This is a genomic window from Acinetobacter towneri, from assembly GCF_017498585.1.
Classification (GTDB): domain Bacteria; phylum Pseudomonadota; class Gammaproteobacteria; order Pseudomonadales; family Moraxellaceae; genus Acinetobacter; species Acinetobacter towneri.
Window position 1 is genome coordinate 1,692,491 of sequence record NZ_CP071766.1, and the last position, 20,167, is coordinate 1,712,657.

Annotated in this window: 19 protein-coding genes; 13 read left to right on the forward strand and 6 right to left on the reverse strand. The window is 40.7% G+C overall.

Going from position 1 to position 20,167, the window contains the following annotated elements:
- Positions 1-89: 89 nt before the first annotated feature.
- Positions 90-542: a hypothetical protein gene (locus J4G44_RS08165; protein ID WP_004976749.1), complete on the forward strand. Its 453-nt coding sequence runs from the start codon at positions 90-92 to the stop codon at positions 540-542.
- 173 nt (positions 543-715) lie between these two features.
- On the opposite strand, the gene J4G44_RS08170 is transcribed toward J4G44_RS08165, so the two are convergent.
- Together J4G44_RS08170 and brnQ are read right to left on the reverse strand one after the other, a co-directional pair.
- Positions 716-952, reverse strand: a complete 237-nt coding sequence (locus J4G44_RS08170) for a hypothetical protein (RefSeq protein ID WP_004976747.1) — start codon at positions 950-952, stop codon at positions 716-718.
- 572 nt (positions 953-1,524) lie between these two features.
- Positions 1,525-2,817: a branched-chain amino acid transport system II carrier protein gene (brnQ, locus tag J4G44_RS08175; protein ID WP_154320787.1), complete on the reverse strand. Its 1,293-nt coding sequence runs from the start codon at positions 2,815-2,817 to the stop codon at positions 1,525-1,527.
- 350 nt (positions 2,818-3,167) lie between these two features.
- Between brnQ and map the strand changes: the two genes are divergently transcribed.
- The gene (gene map, locus J4G44_RS08180) at positions 3,168-3,962 is read left to right on the forward strand and encodes a type I methionyl aminopeptidase (protein WP_004976729.1); all 795 of its coding nucleotides are present in this window, start codon (positions 3,168-3,170) and stop codon (positions 3,960-3,962) included.
- A 223-nt stretch (positions 3,963-4,185) separates the two neighbouring features.
- Here the strand turns inward: map and J4G44_RS08185 are convergent, their stop codons facing one another.
- Both J4G44_RS08185 and J4G44_RS08190 read right to left on the reverse strand, forming a co-directional pair.
- Entirely contained in the window at positions 4,186-5,085 is a 900-nt protein-coding gene (locus tag J4G44_RS08185) for a LysR substrate-binding domain-containing protein (protein ID WP_180096226.1), read from the reverse strand.
- Positions 5,086-5,159: 74 nt separating this feature from the next.
- The gene (locus J4G44_RS08190) at positions 5,160-5,588 is read right to left on the reverse strand and encodes an HD domain-containing protein (RefSeq protein ID WP_004976725.1); all 429 of its coding nucleotides are present in this window, start codon (positions 5,586-5,588) and stop codon (positions 5,160-5,162) included.
- Positions 5,589-5,708: 120 nt separating this feature from the next.
- Between J4G44_RS08190 and J4G44_RS08195 the strand changes: the two genes are divergently transcribed.
- Positions 5,709-6,038 (forward strand): hypothetical protein, encoded by a 330-nt coding sequence (locus J4G44_RS08195; protein WP_167845971.1) that lies wholly within the window; start codon positions 5,709-5,711, stop codon positions 6,036-6,038.
- 94 nt (positions 6,039-6,132) lie between these two features.
- Here the strand turns inward: J4G44_RS08195 and glnG are convergent, their stop codons facing one another.
- On the reverse strand, positions 6,133-7,611 hold the full coding sequence (gene glnG / locus J4G44_RS08200) for a nitrogen regulation protein NR(I) (protein ID WP_180159013.1): 1,479 nt from the start codon (positions 7,609-7,611) through the stop codon (positions 6,133-6,135).
- On the reverse strand, positions 7,598-8,707 hold the full coding sequence (gene glnL / locus J4G44_RS08205; RefSeq protein ID WP_004976718.1) for a nitrogen regulation protein NR(II): 1,110 nt from the start codon (positions 8,705-8,707) through the stop codon (positions 7,598-7,600). The genes glnG and glnL overlap by 14 nt, the downstream gene beginning before the upstream one ends.
- A gap of 350 nt (positions 8,708-9,057) precedes the next feature.
- Here glnL and rimO point away from each other — a divergent pair, with 350 nt between their 5' ends.
- The 10 genes from rimO (at position 9,058) to lpxD (ending at position 20,166) form a co-directional block, all read left to right on the forward strand.
- A complete protein-coding gene (gene rimO / locus J4G44_RS08210; protein ID WP_096901422.1) occupies positions 9,058-10,401 on the forward strand; it encodes a 30S ribosomal protein S12 methylthiotransferase RimO in 1,344 nt (447 codons plus the stop codon).
- Between the two features lie 84 nt (positions 10,402-10,485).
- Complete coding sequence (gene pyrH, locus J4G44_RS08215; RefSeq protein ID WP_004976712.1) at positions 10,486-11,214, forward strand: UMP kinase; 729 nt, start codon at positions 10,486-10,488, stop codon at positions 11,212-11,214.
- A gap of 88 nt (positions 11,215-11,302) precedes the next feature.
- The gene (frr, locus tag J4G44_RS08220; RefSeq protein ID WP_004976711.1) at positions 11,303-11,857 is read left to right on the forward strand and encodes a ribosome recycling factor; all 555 of its coding nucleotides are present in this window, start codon (positions 11,303-11,305) and stop codon (positions 11,855-11,857) included.
- A gap of 3 nt (positions 11,858-11,860) precedes the next feature.
- Complete coding sequence (uppS, locus tag J4G44_RS08225) at positions 11,861-12,613, forward strand: polyprenyl diphosphate synthase (RefSeq protein WP_179993856.1); 753 nt, start codon at positions 11,861-11,863, stop codon at positions 12,611-12,613.
- A gap of 3 nt (positions 12,614-12,616) precedes the next feature.
- Positions 12,617-13,441: a phosphatidate cytidylyltransferase gene (locus tag J4G44_RS08230; protein ID WP_004976707.1), complete on the forward strand. Its 825-nt coding sequence runs from the start codon at positions 12,617-12,619 to the stop codon at positions 13,439-13,441.
- On the forward strand, positions 13,442-14,638 hold the full coding sequence (gene ispC / locus J4G44_RS08235; RefSeq protein WP_180060512.1) for a 1-deoxy-D-xylulose-5-phosphate reductoisomerase: 1,197 nt from the start codon (positions 13,442-13,444) through the stop codon (positions 14,636-14,638).
- 3 nt (positions 14,639-14,641) lie between these two features.
- Positions 14,642-15,997 carry an RIP metalloprotease RseP gene (rseP, locus tag J4G44_RS08240; protein WP_180052075.1) on the forward strand — a complete coding sequence of 452 codons (1,356 nt, stop codon included), beginning with the start codon at positions 14,642-14,644 and terminating at the stop codon, positions 15,995-15,997.
- 42 nt (positions 15,998-16,039) lie between these two features.
- Positions 16,040-18,550, forward strand: coding sequence for an outer membrane protein assembly factor BamA (gene bamA / locus J4G44_RS08245; RefSeq protein WP_180060514.1), 2,511 nt, complete (start codon positions 16,040-16,042; stop codon positions 18,548-18,550).
- A gap of 41 nt (positions 18,551-18,591) precedes the next feature.
- A complete protein-coding gene (locus tag J4G44_RS08250; RefSeq protein WP_180112460.1) occupies positions 18,592-19,092 on the forward strand; it encodes an OmpH/Skp family outer membrane protein in 501 nt (166 codons plus the stop codon).
- Between the two features lie 3 nt (positions 19,093-19,095).
- On the forward strand, positions 19,096-20,166 hold the full coding sequence (gene lpxD, locus J4G44_RS08255) for a UDP-3-O-(3-hydroxymyristoyl)glucosamine N-acyltransferase (RefSeq protein WP_167845974.1): 1,071 nt from the start codon (positions 19,096-19,098) through the stop codon (positions 20,164-20,166).
- Position 20,167: the final 1 nt, after the last annotated feature.

Genomic DNA, 20,167 nt, shown 5'->3' on the forward strand with positions numbered 1-20,167 from the left:
AAACTTGTATTTATTCTGACTCTAAAGTCAAGCTTAGTAGTCTGCGAGTGTAGTTAAATAGCCACACGAAAAATAAAAGAGTGTTAAACATGGAAAGTTTATCTTTGGCAGTGCGCCTTGCGATTATTTTCAGTGGAATATTTTTGTGGGTGGGGATGCTTACAGGCGTGTGGAAATATTGGCAAATTCGTGCTTCTGCCCAAGCGCGTGCTCATTATTATGTGGATATCGCACATCGCAGTAGTTTGTTATATGCACCTGCAAGTTTAATTTTAGCGGTCTTGGCTTATTTTTGTATTTGGGATGCCACTGTAATTTTAATTTGTGTGATTCTAAATTTAGTATTTTTTAGCTTTTCTATTCTGAGTTATATCTTGCATGGATTGCTTAAAGATACCACTAATCAATTTAAACAACCGCATCAAATTGCAGCATGGACATTGCCAAGTTGGTGCATGAGTTTGGCGATGCTGTTATTGATTGTGGCTGAATTGGGTGGGACTAGTGTGTTATTGCTTGGCGCAATCTATGGATTGTTGTAATTCTAATTGCTCAGTTTAATTTTTTCTTGGTAGCCCGTAGAAGATTTTGAGATTTTTGCTGTAGATCAGGAATGATGATTAGAATCTACTTTTTGAGTTTGGCGGCAGAGGAGTGATCCATCTGCCGCAAAGTGAAAGCGAAAAAGCTAAAATGAGTGGGTGCTAGGGTATGATTAATGAACTTCTACGTTTTTATGTTCACGAAACTTTTGGTCAATGGATGTCCAAATCGCAAAGGCTATACATACCAATAAGGCATATAAAAAATAGGTTGGTTTCAAGTTGCCTTGAATTGAGCCTTGGAGCAATAGGGTCAGCATCAGTGCAAAAGTGGTGCTTAAAAAAGTAACTAGATTTTGGTTAGCCTTCAGAGCGTTAATGAAGACTTGCGTATTGAAATGTGAAAACATCTCCATCCCTCCTTGTTATAAATCACTAAAATCAGAGCATTTTAGTCAGATTGGTTTTATTGTTCTACCTTGTTTAGCAAACTATTTCAAGCCCTTATAGTCATATTTTGATAAAAAACATCATTTTCATATGAAATACTACTATTTGTTATCATTTATTTACAAAATAATAAAAAGTAGTGTGTTTTTTAAGCCATTTAAATACGATTTCAATCGTACTTGCATATTTTATGCCAGCTAATTTTGAGGGCGACTATACGACTTTAGCGTTAATTTGAGCTCTGCTTAAAATGGGTGAATGATTTATTTTGTTTTAGTTTTTTATTGAAAATATTTTAATTTCATTTGTTTATTTATACCAAATAATTATTTGGGTTGCTATTATCATGACTGATAAATTGCCTTAAAAAGAGGCAGTTTTAGCACAAGAAACAATAAGTGCGGGTTTGGGTAAAACCTGACAATTATTGTCTAACTTAAATTCGTATTTGGATAAAACACGACTTTAATACAATACAGCTCGAAAATAGAGCATGACTTGAAAAAATAGCCGAGCTCGAAGTCCGTACTGGCTATTTTTTCATTCGATCATGAATTGTAGCGAATACAAAAATCAGTAATGCAGGAATCAACCAAGCGAGGTTTTGTTCACTCAGGGGAAAATTGGTCAGTGTGGTTGGCAGGAATCTAGCTAAGTCTGCGGCCTTCATTGCATCAATGATGCCAAAGAGCAATGCAACTGCGGCAGTAGGTGCAATCACGCGGGTTGGAATACGGAATAATCCCCAGAAAAAGCTGAGTAGAATGACCACAATTGCAGGTGGATAAATCGCGCTTAAAATAGGCACTGAAACTGCAATGAGTTTGGTGAGTCCAAGATTGGAAATAACAAAGGCAAAGCCCACTAAAATAAATACCCAACGGCGATAATGAATTTTAGTAATTTGCTCAAAATATCCAGCACATGCGCATGTCAGTCCAATTGCCGTAACCATGCAGGCAATAAAAATCATTGCAGCTAAAAATACCGAGCCAAATCCGCCAAAAGCATGTTGCACATAGGCATGTAAAATGACTGCACCATTACTGGCATTGGCGGCAACATCGTGACTGCCCATCCCCAGTTTAAATAGGCTTAGATAAACTAAAGTTAAACCGATCCCTGAAATTAAACTTGCCCATACCGCATAGCGGGTGATGAGTTTTTTATCAGTTACGCCACGTGAACGAATCGCATTAATAATCACAATCCCGAATACCAATGCACCTAAGGTATCCATAGTGAGATAACCGTTAATAAAGCCTTCAGATACAGGACTGTTCACATAATTGTGAATGGCAGGTGAAATTGTACCTGTCGGAATAATAAATGCAGTGATGCCTAAAATTAGTAATGACAGAATTTTAAGCGGGGAAAGTACATAGCCCACTGTATCTAAAATTTTGTGTGGATACAGTGAAACTAACATCACCAAGGCAAAATAGATGGCGCTATAAATGAATAAGGTGCTCGCGGAATCGCCAAAATAGGCAGAGAAACCAATTTCATAAGATACGGTAGCGGTACGTGGTGTGGCGAAAAGCGGGCCAACCGCTAAATAACAGACGACTGTTAAAATTAAGCTCGCGATTTTGCCTAAAGGCGAACTTAAAATTTGTATAGAACCTTCGACACGTGACAACGCCATAATGGTAATCACGGGTAAGCCAACTGCGGTAATGAGAAAACCGAGCGCAGCAAGCCAGACGTGTTCGCCCGCTTGCTGTGCCACGATAGGTGGGAAAATAATATTACCTGCACCAATAAACAGCGCAAAGGTCATAAAACCCAAGGCAATAATATCCCGTGTGCGTAAATTCGTCATGGGAGAGAAATAAGATGTAAACAAAAGAAAGCGATTTTAGTAGATCGAGCTATGATTTTCTAATTTATTTTATAGGTCATATGAATATTTTTTATGATATGTGTTTGTAGGCTATTTTAATCTTCACTATAAAAATTAAATAACTTACTGTTTATCTGATGTATTTTTGAAAAATGCTGATCCCACATAGTATAGATGGCTTATCTAGTATAAGTTTTGGTTGCTATTTTAAATGCGCAGTTCTTAAACAAAACTGTTGGTCGCATGACGATGGATACTTGTTTGGCAGCTTGAGCTGATTTTACAAGCCGAAAGGGCTATAATCTCAGGCTTCAGGTCAGGAGTTCATCATGCGCGCCCTTAAAGTCAGCATTAAATCAGAGCAAGATATTGAGAAATTACGCATTTCGGGGCGTTTGGCTGCTCAGGTGTTGCAGATGATTGGTGAGCATGTCAAACCCGGAGTCACGACAGAATACTTAGATGATTTGTGTCACGATTATATTGTAAATACCTTAAAAGTCATTCCTGCCAATGTGGGCTATCACGGTTATACCAAAACCACCTGTATTTCACCCAATGAAGTGGTCTGTCATGGTATTCCATCATCCAAAACCATTTTAAAAGATGGCGACATTATTAATATTGATGTGGCAGTGATTAAAGATGGTTTTTATGGTGATACTAGTCGTATGTACTATGTGGGTCAGGTGAAACCAGAAGCGAAAAAACTGGTCGATACCACTTATGAGGCGATGCGCGCAGGGATTCATGCGGTGAAACCGGGCGCGACTTTGGGCGATATTGGCTATGCCATTCAAAGTGTGGCGCATCGTGAAGGGTTTAGCATTGTGCGTGAATATTGCGGACATGGTATTGGGCAGGTGTATCACGAACAACCAAGTGTGCTGCATTATGGTCAGCCTGGACAAGGCTTGGTGCTTAAAAAAGGCATGGTATTTACCATTGAGCCAATGGTGAATGCGGGCAAAGCGCGTGTGAAAGAACTGAAAGATGGCTGGACGGTGGTGACGACAGATAAATCACTTTCTGCACAATGGGAACACATGGTTGCTGTGACTGATACAGGCTTTGAAGTGTTATCGCCGTGGCCAGAAGGTACGGGGAGTTATCCTGAAATTTAATGCACGAATGCTTTCAGGTTAAGACTGATAGATAAAACATCTTAGACTTTAGTTTTAAACTATTTGTTAAAAAATGAACAATCGCTATAATTGAAGTCAAAGATACTTGCTGTAGTTTCTTTGTTTTAGCTTTCTTATTTTAGATTGTAGTTTTCAAAGCTTATCTGTCTTAGATAAGCTTTTTTTTTGCTGTTTCGTATCTGAAATCAAAAGATCCTATGTGCTAACGAATGGTTAGCTTTTCGACCAAATAGTCGATAAATACACGTACAGCAGGTAATAAACCACGGCGTGATGGATAGACGGCATGGAAAATACCATGCGGTGCGTGCCAGTCGGGTAAAACACGAACCAATTCACCCGATGCAACATAATCTTCAACAATCGTGTCAGGCAACAACACAATGCCACAATTTTGTCGTGCCAATTGCGCTAGCATCATTAAATCTGAACCCATGACTGTAGGGTTGACCTTAATTTTTTTCGGTTGCTGTTGTTGATCATGCACAACCATGTATTGATCTAAATGCTCATCCGACATGCTTAAAATTTTATGATGACTTAAATCTTCAGGTTTTTTCAAATCGCCAAATTCATTCAAATAAGCCTGACTGGCAAATAGATGTTGTTCGATGTTGCTGAATTTGCGAATCACCAAACTTGGATCATCATCTAAATTTGAGCGGACACGCAGGGCAATGTCGATCCCTTCGTTGACGATATCGACACGACGGTTGCTGACAATTAGCTGTACTTTAATTTCAGGGTAGGCTTTCAAAAACTCAGGCAAGATTTTGGCAATTTCATTTTGTGCAATTGAAACAGGTAAGCTGACTTTAATTACACCACGCGGTTGAATACTTAGGTGATCGACCAAGTCGTGCGCGGCTTGGGCAGCATTCATCATTACTTGCGCATGCCGATACACATTCATACCAATTTCTGTGACCGCAAAATGACGTGAGCTGCGCTGAATTAAACGCACACCTAAGCGTTCTTCTAGGTTGTGTACGCGTCGGCTAAGTTTGGATTTTGGAATATCGGTGGCGCGTTCTGCTGCACTAAATCCACCATGTTCGACCACTTGGGCAAAACAAGAAAAATCATCCAAATCTGTAAGCATGACTAAATTCCATTTATGCAACAATACTTAAATTAAAGTGGCATCGTTGCATGTTGTCAATCTTTAATTGTGCTTTATTGCTGTGCTTTTTGCAGAATCTCTAAAACTTGTCGGTATTCTTCTAAACGGGCTAAATCACGTGCTGTAGGATTGGGAATCCGCGTTAAATTCATGTTGTCTTGCACATCTGCAATTTTTACAGCACAGGCAAGCGGGTTTTGTGCAGTACGCATAGCCGCTTGAACACGAGTTTCATGCGGCAGTTTGGTGAGCGCCTGAATTGCTTGAATAATATGCGTTTGAAATCCTAAATTTTGCAGGTCTTGTGCTGTGGTGTGGGTATCTTCAAGAATGTCGTGCAGTACAGCGACAATTTGCTGATCGGGCTGTTGTAATTGCAACATTACACGTAAGGGATGCAAAATATAAGGCTGACCGCCTTTATCTAGCTGCCCTGTATGTTGTTGTACTGCAAGTGTAATTGCATTTTCTAGAGTTGCCATAAGTATAATTAAAAAAATTTCTATAATTATAAGCCGTGCTTAGCGCAAAATATAGAAATTGCTTGTTATGATGCAAACAGATTTTATGTTTATCTATTTTACTATTGGTGATGCTGCTCTATGCCATATCAACTCATTGAACTGAATACGCCTGCGACTGAAAATTTGCTTTGCCCACATTGCCAACATGCTGTTATTGATTGGGCAGAAGAACAATATATTCAGCCTTGCGAGCATACTTTGTTTGTCGCAATGGATTTGGGTTTTGAATATGCCTCAGATGTATTTGAACAAACCATGCCACGCAGTGTCGATGAAATTCATGCACATGATGATCAGTTGGATATGTGGCAAGAACTGACTTCAAGTCGTTATCCGCAATATTTGATTTATAAAACGGATTTAGGCGTGCAAGGTTTATCTCGCTATGTTGGATTTACCGCGGCTTAATTGCACTTAACTTAGAGAGTCTAAGATATAAAAATAGGGAAATTCAAAAGCTGAATTTCCCTATATTTTGATGGATTAGATATTTTTTCTGCGTTTAGCTCTCCATATCTTCTTCTATTTCATCATCGGCACTGTCCATTCCTAATTCTTTGAGTTTTCGCGTCAAAGTATTACGTCCCCAACCCAATAATTCAGCGGCATGACGTTTACGTCCACGGGTTTGTTGCAGTGCAGCATTAATTAAGGTGCGTTCAAACATTGGAATGGCGATATCCAGAAGTTTCATCTCGCCATTTTTTAACTTTTGTACTGCCCATTGCCCAAGTAATTCATCCCAATGCTGCATAGATACCCGATCTGCCACATGAAGCGCAGAATGTTCGGCTAATTTTTCAATTGGAATTTGCTTGAGTTCGGTTGGTAAATCTTCAGGATAGACCTCACGTCCTGTAATCATCACGGTAAGCCAGCGACAAGTGTTTTCCAATTGGCGCACGTTACCTTGCCACGGCAATTGCTGCATATATTCGACTGTTTCAGGACGCAATATTTTTGGACTCACGCCTAATTCTTTGCCTGCACGTGCCAAAAAGTGCTGTGCCAACATTGGAATATCTTCACTGCGATGCGCCAGTTTAGGAATATGAATCCGAATGACGTTCAGGCGATGATATAAGTCTTCACGGAAGCGTCCATCTTGTACCAGTTTTTCCAAATCCTGATGTGTTGCTGCGACAATCCGTACATCCACTTTGACAGGAATATGTCCACCAACCCGATAAAATTCACCATCTGCCAAGACGCGCAATAAGCGGGTTTGGGTTTCAAAAGGCATATCACCAATTTCATCTAAAAACAAGGTGCCGCCGTTGGCTTGTTCAAAGCGTCCCTGACGTTGTGTATTGGCACCTGTAAATGCACCTTTTTCATGTCCAAAAAGTTCGGTTTCAATCAAATCTTTCGGAATGGCTGCCATATTCAGCGCAATAAATGGTTTGCTGCTACGCGGTGAGTGGCGATGCAGTGCATGCGCCACCAACTCTTTGCCTGTACCTGATTCACCATTAATGAGCACAGTAATGTGTGATTGCGATAAACGACCAATCGCACGAAACACTTCCTGCATGGCAGGCGATTCACCAATAATTTCTGTCGATTGAATTGGCTGCACTGTCGATTTTGCAGATTCTTGCTGTTGTAGTTTGGTGATATGCAAAATTGCACGATTGACTAAAGCAAGTGCTTCATCAATATCAAAAGGCTTGGGTAGGTATTCAAATGCACCTGTTTGATAGCTAGATACTGCCGATTCTAAATCGGAGTGCGCAGTCATAATAATTACAGGCAAGTCGGGATAACTGGCTTTGACTTTGCCAAGAAAAGTTAAACCATCAATTCCAGGCATGCGAATGTCGGTCAAAATTACATCGGGTGCATCTTGGTTTAACTCATCTAGTGCAGACTGTGCTTCTTCAAAACTGGTGACTTCAAAACCTTCTTCTCTAAAAGTTTTTTCCAGTACCCAGCGCATTGCACGGTCATCATCAATCACCCAAATTTTATTTCGCGACATGACTCGCCTCCCAAGGTAAATATAAGCTAAATATTGTTTTTCCTGGAATGGATTGGCATTCAATCATTCCGTTATGTTGATGCATAATATTTTGTGCGATGCTCAAACCAAGTCCTGTACCGTTTGCGCGTCCAGTCACCAATGGATAAAACACGGATTCTAAAATGTCTTCAGGTACGCCTGGGCCGTTATCTTCAATATCAACACGTACGGTAGAACGATTCAGCACACCATTAATGGTAACCAAGCGTTGAATACGAGTTCTTAAAATCAATTCAGGTCGATGCTCGGTAAAGAAATCGGGATGTTCGGTCATGGCTTGTACTGCATTGGCGCAAATATTCAGCATGACTTGAATCAATTGATCGCGGTCTGCCATGACTTCAGGTAAAGAAAGGTCATAATCACGGATAATATTTATTTTGTTTTTAGTTTGATTGACGATCAGGCTGCGCACCCGTTCTAAAGGTTCGTGAATATTGACCAGTTCATAGCTTGGTAGTTGGCGTGAGCCGAGCATGGTATCGGCCAAGTTTCTTAAACGATCTACCTCGCTAATAATAATGTCGGTAAATTCATCATATTTCGGGTCATTTAAACTTCGTGCTAACAGTTGTGTCGCACCACGAATTCCTGCAAGCGGGTTTTTAATTTCATGTGCCACACCACGAATCAGCTGACGTGCGACTTGATGCTGTTGAATAAAGTTTTCTTCTTTGGAAATTTTGAGCATCCGATCAATCGGATTCAATTCAATCAGCAAAAGAGGATGATAAGGCTTGCCTGCATTTAACTGTGATGCAGTGTAATCGACATGAATATCTTTAAAATTGACATTAATGGTCGCTTCACGGCGGGTGTAGGGTTGACCAGTTTTGATGGTATTCAGGAAAGCCTCTTGCGTATTGAACTCATCATCAGGCATGTGCAGCAAATTTAAAACGGGTTGCCCCGAAGCGCGAATTAAACTGATATCAAACAATGCTTCACAAGACGAGTTTAAATAAAAAATATTCAGGTCACGATCAACCAGTAAAATTGCGGTGCTGAGGTTATCCACCAAAAGACGATAGTCAATGCTCTGGGTCTGATCCATTCGTGAATGCTTCCTGTATGAAATATTGTGCAAGGGCATTGTCATCTGTCAGCCATGTTCCAAATTTGGATCGAATTGAGGCGAATTAAGCAAAATGCACGCCAACTTTTCGTTTTTAGTGCATTTATCACTGAAGAATCGGAAAAATGCGCAGGAACTGGACTGAATTTTCAAGATATAACGGATAACAGAAACACTGTAAATAAAAAATGCATTAAAATGGTGCAATATTTAAATCATTCAGCCTGAATGGTTGTATTTTGGTGCATTATGCAAAGAGTCGGCTATTTCTCTATTTTTATGCAAAGAAAAGTCATACAATACGCGCATTCTAGTGGAGTGCAGATTCTATGAAATCCCCCAAAGTCGGTTTTGTTTCTTTAGGTTGTCCTAAGGCATTGGTAGATTCCGAACGAATTTTAACTCAGTTAAAAACTGAAGGTTATGATGTCGCATCTGATTATGAAGGTGCTGACTTAGTTGTTGTCAATACATGTGGTTTTATTGAATCTGCAGTACAAGAGTCCTTAGACGCGATTGGCGAAGCCATGAATGCCAATGGTCGTGTCATTGTGACAGGTTGCTTGGGTAAAGATGAAGATAAAATTCGTCAAATGCATCCCAACGTATTAAAAGTGACTGGCGCGGCTGCTTATCAGGACGTGATGGAAGCGGTGCATCAATATGTTCCTGAGCCACCAAAACATAATCCATTTATTGATTTGGTACCTGAACAAGGCATTCGTTTGACGCCTAAACATTATGCCTATCTTAAAATTTCAGAAGGCTGTAACCATCGCTGTACTTTCTGCATCATTCCAAGCATGCGTGGCGATTTAGTTTCGCGTCCTGTGGGTTCGGTATTAGAAGAAGCTGCGGCACTGAAACGTGCAGGCGTAAAAGAAGTATTGGTAATTTCTCAAGATACTTCTGCCTACGGCGTAGATACCAAATACAAATTGGACTTTTGGAACGGTCAGCCTGTTAAAACCAAATTCTATGATATGTGTGAAGCCTTAGGGCAATTGGGTATTTGGGTGCGTTTGCACTATGTCTATCCATATCCGCATGTGGATGCTGTAATTGATTTAATGGCACAAGGCAAAATTTTGCCTTATTTGGATATTCCATTCCAACATGCCAGCCCGAAAGTATTAAAGTTGATGAAGCGACCTGCGCACAGCGAAAACACGTTGGAGCGTTTAAAACTTTGGCGTGAAAAATGCCCTGAGCTGGTGATTCGTTCAACCTTTGTGGTGGGTTTTCCAGGCGAAACAGAAGAAGATTTCCAAATTTTGCTCGACTGGCTAAAAGAAGCGCAATTAGACCGTGTTGGTTGCTTTACTTATTCACCTGTTGAAGGTGCGGCAGCAAACGACTTGCCAGATCATGTGCCAGAAGAAATCAAGCAAGAACGCTATGAGCGTTTTATGCAGGTTCAGCAAGAAATTTCAGCAGCTAAACTGCAAAAACGTATTGGTCAAACCATGACCGTGTTGGTAGATGATTTGGAAGAAGAATTTCCAGTCGCAGTGGCACGTTCTTATGCAGATGCGCCAGAAATTGATGGCAACGTCTTTGTAGAAGATATTGACAAGAGCGTGATTAAAGCAGGTGATTTACTTGAAGTTGAAATTACCGATGCCGATGAATACGACTTATTTGCCAAGCTGATTCAGGTCAAATCTGCATAATGCTTTGCAGATTTGGATTGCTAGCTGTAAGCCATACAAATTGTAAAAAATTAAAGTTTAGAATTTAGAATTGGAGTAATGACAATGTTAGATTCAAAAAAGCCACGTTATGCACGTATCTTGTTGAAACTATCGGGTGAGGCACTTGCGGGTAATAAAGACATGGGGATTGATGCGCAAGTGCTCGATCAAATGTCTTTGGCAATTGCACACTTGGTCGGTTTAGGTGTGCAAGTGGGTATTGTTGTCGGTGGTGGTAACTTATACCGTGGCAGCCAATTACAAAAAGATGGTTTAGTCGGCCGTGTAACAGGCGACCAAATGGGTATGTTGGCAACGGTGATGAACGGTTTAGCCATGCGTGATGCCTTGGTGCGCCGTAACATCAAAACCCGTTTAATGTCTGCATTGCCTATTGGTACAGTGGTTGAGTCTTACTCAAGCCGTGATGCGATTCGTCACCTGACTCAAGGTGAAGTGTGTGTGTTCGTTGCGGGTACAGGCAATCCATTCTTTACCACAGATACAGCAGCATGTTTACGTGGTATCGAAATCGAAGCTAACTTGATCTTAAAAGCGACCAAAGTAGATGGCGTATATAACAAAGATCCAAGCAAATACGAAGATGCGGTGAAATATGACACACTTACATTTGACCAGGTGTTGGATGAAAAATTAGGTGTTATGGATTTAACTGCAATCTGCTTATGCCGCGATCACAATGTGCCGTTGCAAGTTTTTGATATGAATAAAGCAGGTGCATTGCTTTCTGTAGTGATGGGCGAAAAAGAAGGAACTCACGTTACGAACTAATGTACGTGAGCCACAAAGCTCTTTATACTACGGTTTAATTTAACCCTATATTTTGACTCAAATTTTAGAATACAGTAAGGAAGATCTTATGATTAACGATCTTAAAAAAGACAGCGAAGAACGTATGAGCAAGACTTTAGAGTCTTTAGAACATGGTTTTGCCAAAGTACGTACAGGTCGTGCACATCCATCAATTTTAAATGGTGTGATGGTTTCTTACTACGGTTCCGATGTGCCACTTAACCAAGTAGCCAACATTGGTGTAGAAGATTCACGTACCTTATTGGTTCAGCCATTTGAGCGTTCAATGGTGTCTGCAATTGATAAAGCAATTCGTGAGTCAGATTTGGGTCTAAACCCAATCACAGCCGATGCAATTCGTGTACCGCTTGCAGCATTGACTGAAGAAACTCGTCGTGACATGCAAAAAGTTGCGCGTTCTGAAGCAGAAAATGCCAAAGTTGCTATTCGTAACATCCGCCGTGATGTATTGGGCGACATCAAAGCATTATTGAAAGAAAAAGAAATTTCTGAAGATGATGAGCGCCGTGCAGCAGATGACATCCAAAAAATCACAGACAAATACGTTGCAGAAGTAGACAAGCGTCTTGCTGCAAAAGAAGCTGAGTTGATGAAGGTCTAATCAATGACCACATCGGAAGACAGCGCGTCTTTGCCAAAACATGTTGCCATCATTATGGATGGCAACAATCGTTTTGCAAAAAAAAATCAAATGCAAAAAGGGGAAGGACATCGCTCTGGTAAAGATGTACTTGACCCGATTGTTGAACATTGTAGAAAAAAACACATTCAAGCTTTAACCGTTTTTGCTTTTTCGAGTGAAAACTGGAATCGTCCGCAGTTTGAAGTGGATTTACTCATGCAATTGCTGGAAACCACAATTCATGAGCAATTACCACGCATGGAAAAATTCAATATTGCCTTACGTTTTATTGGTGACCGTTCACGTTTGTCGCCGCATTTGCGTGAGTTAATGTTGCATGCCGAACAAAGGACTGCTAATTTCAACAGCATGACACTCACAATTGCCATTAGTTATGGTGGTATGTGGGATATGGCACAAGCTGCAAAACAAATTGCTGCAGATGTTGTGGCGCATAAAATTGATATTGAACAAATAGATACACAAATTTTTGGTCAATATGTCAGTCTGGCAGACCTACCACCTGTCGATCTGTTGATTCGTACAGGTGGCGATTTTAGATTGTCCAACTTTTTACTTTGGCAAGCTGCGTATGCTGAATTGTATTTTACCCAAACCTTGTGGCCTGAATTTAGCATAGAAGAATTTGACGATGCACTGGCAGTATTTGGTGGTCGCGAACGTCGTTTTGGTAAAACTTCTGAGCAAATTCAACAAGAGAAAATTGAGAATTAATACATGTTAGAGCGGATTATTACCGCATTGGTATTGGTTGCTGTGGTGTTGAGTTGTATGTTTGCAACTCAGTCGCACTATCCAATGTTTATGCTGATGATTGTTGCAGCAGGGGTTGCGGGCTATGAGTGGTTCAAACTCATGCCAAGAAAAACTAAATATGTCCTCAAACCTGTGGCTTGGGGCTTTGGTGTATTGACTGCCGCTTTGGCAGCAATGGCACTTTATTTTAGTGATATTGCCTTGTTACTTTGGGCAGCTTCTATTTTGACATGGTTACTCAGTATTTATTGGGTCAAGTCTTATCCAGAATACGATGCATGGTATAACCCAAGCTTAAGTTTTATTGGTTTTATTCTAATTTCTGCTGCGGTCACTGCAATTTTTTCCGTATGGAATAGTTCGCCGTGGTGGTTAATGTACTTGTTCTTGTTGGTTTGGGGTGCAGACTCAGGTGCTTATTTTGTTGGACGCAAACTAGGCAAGAAAAAACTTGCACCAAATGTCAGTCCAAACAAGTCAGTAGAAGGCTTATATGGCGGTGTGTTTACAGCCATGCTAATTGTGATTGTTGTCGAAGTGGTGTATTTGGACCTAACTTTGGCACAACATATTTTATTTTTGATTCTTTCGGTATTTACGGTATTTAGCTCAGTATTGGGCGATCTGTTTGAATCCATGATCAAGCGCCGTGCAGGTATTAAAGACTCTGGGCGAGTTTTGCCAGGTCATGGTGGTGTGCTAGATCGGATTGATTCTTTACTTGCAGCAGCTCCAATTTTTGCTGCAGGTATGTATGTTTTAAAACTTATTGGCGTAGATTTATAAATGTCACAAGCTGTTTGTATCTTGGGTGTGACAGGTTCAATTGGACAAAGCACCCTAAAAGTACTGCAACAACATCCTGAGCAGTATTCAGTTTTTGCCGTGACGGCACATAGCCGAATTCAAGAACTGGTTCAAATATGCAAACAGTACCATCCTAAAATTGTGGTTGTACCTGCGGCAAAAGTTGATGAATTGCAGCAGTTACTTGCACAGCAACACATTTCAGGGATTGAAATTTTAAGCGATGAGGCGGGTTTAATCGCAGTTGCCGAACATCCTGAAGTGGATGTGGTGATGGCAGCCATTGTCGGTGCGGCAGGTTTATTGCCTACACTGGCTGCGGTTAAAGCGGGTAAGCGCGTGTTATTGGCCAATAAAGAAGCCTTGGTGATGTCGGGCGACATCATGATGCAGGCGGCACGTGAACATGGTGCTTTGTTATTGCCTGTAGATTCTGAACATAACGCGATTTTTCAATGTTTGCCTGAACATTATTTACAAACCGAAAGAAATGGACAACCTAAGTTAGGCGTATCACAAATTTTACTGACTGCTTCGGGCGGTCCATTTTTAAATCATAGCCTAGAAGAACTGCAACACGTTACTCCTGCACAAGCTTGCAAACATCCAAATTGGTCTATGGGACAAAAAATTTCGGTAGATTCTGCAACCTTAATGAACAAAGGTTTGGAATTAATCGAAGCGTGTCATCTTTTTGCAATTTCAGAACACTTTGTTACAGTGGTGGTGCATCCACAGAGTATTATTCATTCCATGGTTCAATATGTGGATGGTTCAACTTTGGCGCAAATGGGTAATCCTGATATGTGTACGCCAATTGCGCATGCTTTGGCGTGGCCGCAGCGTATCCAAACGCATGTTCCGCCTTTAGATTTGTTTGTCAATCATCAGCTTGATTTTCAAGCACCCGATACCACCCGTTTTCCTGCTTTAAGTCTGGCACGTCAAGCCATGCAAGAAGGTGGTTTAGCACCTGCTATTTTAAACGCAGCAAACGAAATTGCAGTTGCAGCATTCTTGCAGCAAAAAATTCGTTTTACCGAAATCGCGACAGTGGTTGAGCATACCCTGAACCAAATACAAAATTCAGCCGCAGAAAGCATTGAACTGATTTTGCAGGCAGACCAAAATGCCCGTGCTGTTGCACAGCATTTTGTGTTGAATAAAGGAAGCTAAAGCATGAGTGCCTTATTTATTGTGGTTGCAGCGATTCTTTTGCTAGGACCTTTAATTGCAATTCATGAGTTTGGGCACTACTTTGTTGCACGTAAATTAGGTGTCAAAGTTTTGGTGTATTCCATCGGCTTTGGACCGACCATTTTAAAATGGACTTCTAAAAAATCGGGGATTCAATATCAGCTTTCGGCATTGCCTTTGGGTGGCTATGTCAAAATGCTAGATGAACGCGAAGAAAGCGTTGCAGAAGAAGACCTACCTTATGCCTTTAACCGTCAGCATCCGTGGAAACGTATTGCGATTGTGGCAGCAGGTCCGTTAATCAACCTGATTTTTGCCATATTATTGTTCTGGCTATTATTTTTACCCTCTCAAGAACAGTTGAATACCCGTGTGGGTAAGGTACTGGCAGATACACCTGCGGCGGCAGCGCAAATGCAAGTAGGTGATAAGATTACCGCCATTGATGGTACGCCTGTGACGACATGGGAAAAGCTGAACTTTGCCTTGGTAGATCGTGTAGGTGAAACAGGCAAGATCCAGGTACAGGCGGAACGCGCAGGTGAAATCAAAACATTTAGCTTACCCATTCAAAATTTCTTAAATGATCAATCCCAATCACCTTTAGATATCTTGGGTTTTACACCGTATCGCCCACAAATTCCTGCAATTGTCAGTAAGTTAAGTGAAGATGGTGCGGCCATTCGTCAAGGTATGCAAGTCGGCGATCAAATTATTGCGATTGATGGCGTCAAAATGAATGACTGGTACGATGTGGTACAAGTTGTTCAAGCATCGCCAGAAAAATTACTGAAAGTAGATGTGCTGCGTAACAATCAAGTACAGCAACTGGAAGTGATGCCGCAAGGCAAACGTGACAATATGGGCAATGTTTCGGGTGTATTGGGTGTGCAAAGTGATCCTGGAAAAATTGTCATTCCAGAAGATTTTAAGCAAACCATTCAATACAGCCCGAGTGAAGCTTTATTTATGGCGGTAGATAAAACAGGTCAGCTGTCTAGCATGATTCTGAATTCTATTGTCAAAATGGTACGTGGTTTAATTGGTTTAGATAACTTATCAGGCCCAATTACTATTGCCAAAGTCGCAGGGCAAAGTGCGGAAATGGGGTGGCAAACTTTTATTTCCTTTATGGCACTTATGAGCGTAAGCTTAGGAATTCTAAATTTATTGCCAATTCCAATGTTGGATGGCGGGCATTTAGTTTATTATTTTATCGAGCTGATTCGTGGAAAACCTGTTTCTGAACAAATACAATTAGTTGGTTTAAAAATTGGTATGGTACTGCTTGGAAGTATGATGCTCCTTGCATTATTTAATGACATTATGCGTTTATAACAACGTAGATACGAAATAAATTTAACACTGGAAAAGACTGGCATGCAGCACACACATTTATTTATGCCCTTGGCACTGGTTAGTGCAATGGCGGCAACACAACAAGTATATGCAGCAGATGAATTTATTGCGCGAGATATAAAAATAGATGGTCTTGTTCGTTTAACGCCAGCCAATGTCTATGGAATGATTCCAGTGAATAGTGGTGATCGTGTCAATGAAGCAGTGTTGGCCAATGCGATTCGTTCACTCTATGCCACAGGTTTGTTTGATGACATTCAGGCCAGTCGTGAAGCCGACACTTTAGTGTTTAAAGTGGTTGAGCGCCCAATCATTTCTAAGGTTGAATTTAAAGGCAATAAACTGATTCCAAAAGAAGCGTTGGAAGATGGTTTAAAGAAAATGGGTGTGGCTGAAGGTGAAGTACTGAAAAAGTCAGCACTACAAACTTTAGAATCTGAGCTTGAACAGCAGTATATGCAGCAAGGTCGTTATGATGCAGATGTACGCGTCATTACCACAGCACGCCCAAATAACCGTGTAGATTTAACCGTAGAATTTGTTGAAGGCAAAGCCGCCAAAGTGGTAGATATCAACATCATTGGCAATACGGTATTTAAAGATAGCGATATTAAGCAGGCGTTTGCTGTTAAAGAAAGTAGCTGGAGTTCGATTGTTACCCGTAATGACCGTTATGCACGCGAAAAAATGGCAGCAAGCTTGGAAGCATTACGTGCGTTATATCTGAATAAAGGTTATATCAACTTCAATATCACTAACTCTAGCTTGAATTTGAGCGAAGACAAAAAGCATATTTTTGTTGAAGTTTCGGTGGATGAAGGTGAGCAATTCAAGTTTGGCGAAAGCAAGTTCTTGGGCGATGCTTTATACAAACCAGAAGAACTTACGGCACTGAAAATTTATAAAGATGGTGAAACCTATTCACAAGAAAAAGTGAATGCGGTGAAACAATTGTTGCTGCGTAAATATGGTAATGCAGGCTATTACTATGCCGAAGTGAATATTGTTCCGCAAATTGACAAAGAAACTAAACTGGTAGATTTAAACTACTACATCAACCCAGGTCAGCAAATTACAGTGCGTCGTATTAACTTCGCTGGTAACAGTAAAACCGCCGATGAAGTACTGCGTCGTGAAATGCGTCAAATGGAAGGCGCATTGGCAAGCAATGAAAAAATTGATTTGTCTAAAGTCCGTTTAGAGCGTACAGGTTTCTTTAAAACCGTTGATGTCAAGCCTGTGCGTATTCCAAATGTGCCAGACCAAATTGACTTAAATGTAAATGTAGAAGAACAGCACTCAGGTACAAGTACTTTAGCGGTAGGTTTCTCGCAAAGCGGTGGTGTGACGTTCCAAGCTGGTTTAAGCCAAACTAACTTCTTAGGTACGGGTAATTCGGTTTCGATTGATTTGTCGCGTTCTGAAACACAAGACTATTATAATCTGAGTGTGACCGACCCATACTTCACGATTGATGGTGTGCGTCGTGGTTACAACATGTACTACCGTAAAACCAAGCTAGATGATAACTATAACGTAAACAACTATGTGACAGACAGTTTTGGTGGTGGAATTAACTTCGGTTACCCAATTGATGAAAACCAAAGCATTAGTGCAGGTTTAAACATTGATCAGACCGAAGTAACCACAGGTCCTTATGTTTCAACTTATGTCGCAGACTATTTAGAGCGCCATGGGGGTAAAGAAACCAAAAGTGACGAATATTGTCCAGATGATTTAGTCCCTATTAAAGATGCAAATGGTGATGTAGTAGGGTATGAGCCTTGTGCAAATCCAATTCCTTACGGCAAAGAATTTAAAGGTGATTTCCTTACGTATAACCTAAATTTAGGTTGGTCATACAACACTTTAAATCGTCCGATTTTCCCAACCAATGGTATGTCGCATCGTGTTAATGCTGAAATTGCTTTACCCGGTAGTGATGTGGAATTCCAAAAAGTGACCTATGATGCACAGGCTTATATGCCATTAGGTCATGATTTTGTCTTACGTGGCTACGGTAAGTTAGGTTTTGGTAATGACTTACCGTTCTATAAGAACTTCTATGCAGGTGGTTATGGTTCAGTACGTGGTTATGACAACAGCACCTTAGGCCCGAAATATCCAGGTGTTTATTTCTCTGATACAAGTCAAACGGATCGCTCACCTGAAGAAGTTGGTGGTAATGCTCTAGTACAGTTCGGTACAGAATTGGCTCTACCAGTGCCATTTAAAGGAGATTGGACGCGTCAAGTCCGTCCAGTAATTTTTGCAGAAGGCGCACAAGTTTTTGATACTCAGTGTAATGTTTCTGATTCAAATATTTTTGTGAATGGTGCTTCTGTGAATGCCAAGCAATATTGTAAAGACAATTATGGCTTCGACTTCGGTGAAATGCGTTATAGCGTGGGTGTAGGCTTTACTTGGATTACCATGATTGGCCCATTATCACTCAGCTATGCGTATCCGTTGAATGATAAACAAGGCGATGACACTAAAAATATCCAATTCGAAATTGGTCGTACTTTCTAAGTACGACCCATGTTGGATTGTTTAAACACAGGATGTAGCACATGAAAAAAACAATATTGAGTTTGGCATTGTTGGGTTTATCTACAATGGCTGCAGTAGCACATGCTGCAGGCTATGGTGTAGTAAGTTTAGAGCGTGTTGTAGAAAATAGCAGTTATTTAAAACAGCAAAATTTGGCGTTACAGCAGTCGATCAAACCACAAACCAGCAAACTTGAGCAATTGGCAAAAGAATTAGAAGCTATGCAGCAGCGTGCGCAGCAATCTAATAATTTATCTGATGCTGAAAAGCAAAAAATGAATACTCAGTTTCAAGCGAAATTGAAAGAATTTAATGGTTTGCAACAAGTAGTGCAAACTCGTGTTCAGTCAGAATTGCACAAAATTAACGATGGTTTTGAAACTCGTTTAAAGCAAGTTGCTGAACTATTGCGTAAAGAAAATGGTTTAGATGTGGTTTTGAATAAAAACTCAGCACTTGCCTATGACCCGAAGTATGATTTAACTGATAAAATGATCCAAAAGGTCAACGTACTTAAATAATCAATGAGTTCCCAATATTATCGCTTAGAAGAAATTGCTAGTTTAGTTCAAGGTCAATACATTGGACAAGCCGACTTACGTTTGCAAGGTTTGGCAAGCCTTGAGTCTGCTCAGGCGCATCAACTTGCATTCGTGAATGGCGATAAATATTTAGCGCAAGCACGTAGCTCCCAAGCGGGAGCTTTCATTGTGACAGCTTCACTACAAGCCGAGTTAGACAATCATCACAACTTTATTGTGGTCGATAATCCATATCTGGCTTTTGCAATTTTAACCCATGTATTTGAGCGTAAGCATACGCAACGTGGTATAGAAAGCACAGCCCAAATCCATCCATCAGCCATCATCGCCGATAGTGCTTATATTGGTCATTACGTCGTAATTGGTGAAAATTGTGTGGTGGGTGACAATACGATTGTGCAATCGCACTGTAAAATTGATGACTTTGTCGAAATTGGTCAACAGTGTTTTATTGATTCACACGTGACTTTGACAGGCGCAGCCAAGCTTGGACATCGTGTGCGCATACACGCCAATACTGTAATTGGCAGTGAAGGCTTTGGCTTTGCACCTTATCAAGGCAAATGGCATCGTATTGCACAGTTGGGTTCGGTGATTATTGGCAATGACGTTCGTATTGGCTCGAATTGCAGCGTAGATCGCGGTGCACTAAATGATACAATTTTGGAAGATGGTGTCATTATTGATAACCTTGTGCAAATCGCACATAACGTCAAATTAGGTGCTCATACGGCCATTGCAGCAAAAACTGCCGTGGCTGGAAGTGTGACAATTGGCAAAAACTGTATCATTGGTGGTGGAAGTGCAATTTCAGGGCACTTAAATATTGCTGATAATGTGACTTTGACAGGAATGTCAATGGTCACAAATAATATTTCTGAATCAGGAAAATATTCGTCAGGTATAGGCTTGTTTGAAAATCAAAAGTGGAAACGTACTGTTGTGCGCCTCAGACAATTAGCAGATGTGCCATTGACCCAATTGGTGAAAAGACTTGATGATATGCAATCTCAAATTGAGTCCCTTGAATCAACTTTTAAATTGCGTAAATAAT

Coding starts and splice junctions, on each gene's coding strand:
- J4G44_RS08250 (WP_180112460.1), top strand. CDS start 18,592: ATGAAAAAAACAATATTGAGTTTGGCATTGTTGGGTTTATCTACAATG.
- rimO (WP_096901422.1), top strand. CDS start 9,058: ATGAAATCCCCCAAAGTCGGTTTTGTTTCTTTAGGTTGTCCTAAGGCA.
- J4G44_RS08230 (WP_004976707.1), top strand. CDS start 12,617: ATGTTAGAGCGGATTATTACCGCATTGGTATTGGTTGCTGTGGTGTTG.
- brnQ (WP_154320787.1), bottom strand. CDS start 2,817: ATGACGAATTTACGCACACGGGATATTATTGCCTTGGGTTTTATGACC.
- J4G44_RS08170 (WP_004976747.1), bottom strand. CDS start 952: ATGTTTTCACATTTCAATACGCAAGTCTTCATTAACGCTCTGAAGGCT.
- map (WP_004976729.1), top strand. CDS start 3,168: ATGCGCGCCCTTAAAGTCAGCATTAAATCAGAGCAAGATATTGAGAAA.
- J4G44_RS08165 (WP_004976749.1), top strand. CDS start 90: ATGGAAAGTTTATCTTTGGCAGTGCGCCTTGCGATTATTTTCAGTGGA.
- J4G44_RS08185 (WP_180096226.1), bottom strand. CDS start 5,085: ATGCTTACAGATTTGGATGATTTTTCTTGTTTTGCCCAAGTGGTCGAA.
- bamA (WP_180060514.1), top strand. CDS start 16,040: ATGCAGCACACACATTTATTTATGCCCTTGGCACTGGTTAGTGCAATG.
- pyrH (WP_004976712.1), top strand. CDS start 10,486: ATGTTAGATTCAAAAAAGCCACGTTATGCACGTATCTTGTTGAAACTA.
- J4G44_RS08195 (WP_167845971.1), top strand. CDS start 5,709: ATGCCATATCAACTCATTGAACTGAATACGCCTGCGACTGAAAATTTG.
- frr (WP_004976711.1), top strand. CDS start 11,303: ATGATTAACGATCTTAAAAAAGACAGCGAAGAACGTATGAGCAAGACT.
- J4G44_RS08190 (WP_004976725.1), bottom strand. CDS start 5,588: ATGGCAACTCTAGAAAATGCAATTACACTTGCAGTACAACAACATACA.
- rseP (WP_180052075.1), top strand. CDS start 14,642: ATGAGTGCCTTATTTATTGTGGTTGCAGCGATTCTTTTGCTAGGACCT.
- glnL (WP_004976718.1), bottom strand. CDS start 8,707: ATGGATCAGACCCAGAGCATTGACTATCGTCTTTTGGTGGATAACCTC.
- ispC (WP_180060512.1), top strand. CDS start 13,442: ATGTCACAAGCTGTTTGTATCTTGGGTGTGACAGGTTCAATTGGACAA.
- lpxD (WP_167845974.1), top strand. CDS start 19,096: ATGAGTTCCCAATATTATCGCTTAGAAGAAATTGCTAGTTTAGTTCAA.
- glnG (WP_180159013.1), bottom strand. CDS start 7,611: ATGTCGCGAAATAAAATTTGGGTGATTGATGATGACCGTGCAATGCGC.
- uppS (WP_179993856.1), top strand. CDS start 11,861: ATGACCACATCGGAAGACAGCGCGTCTTTGCCAAAACATGTTGCCATC.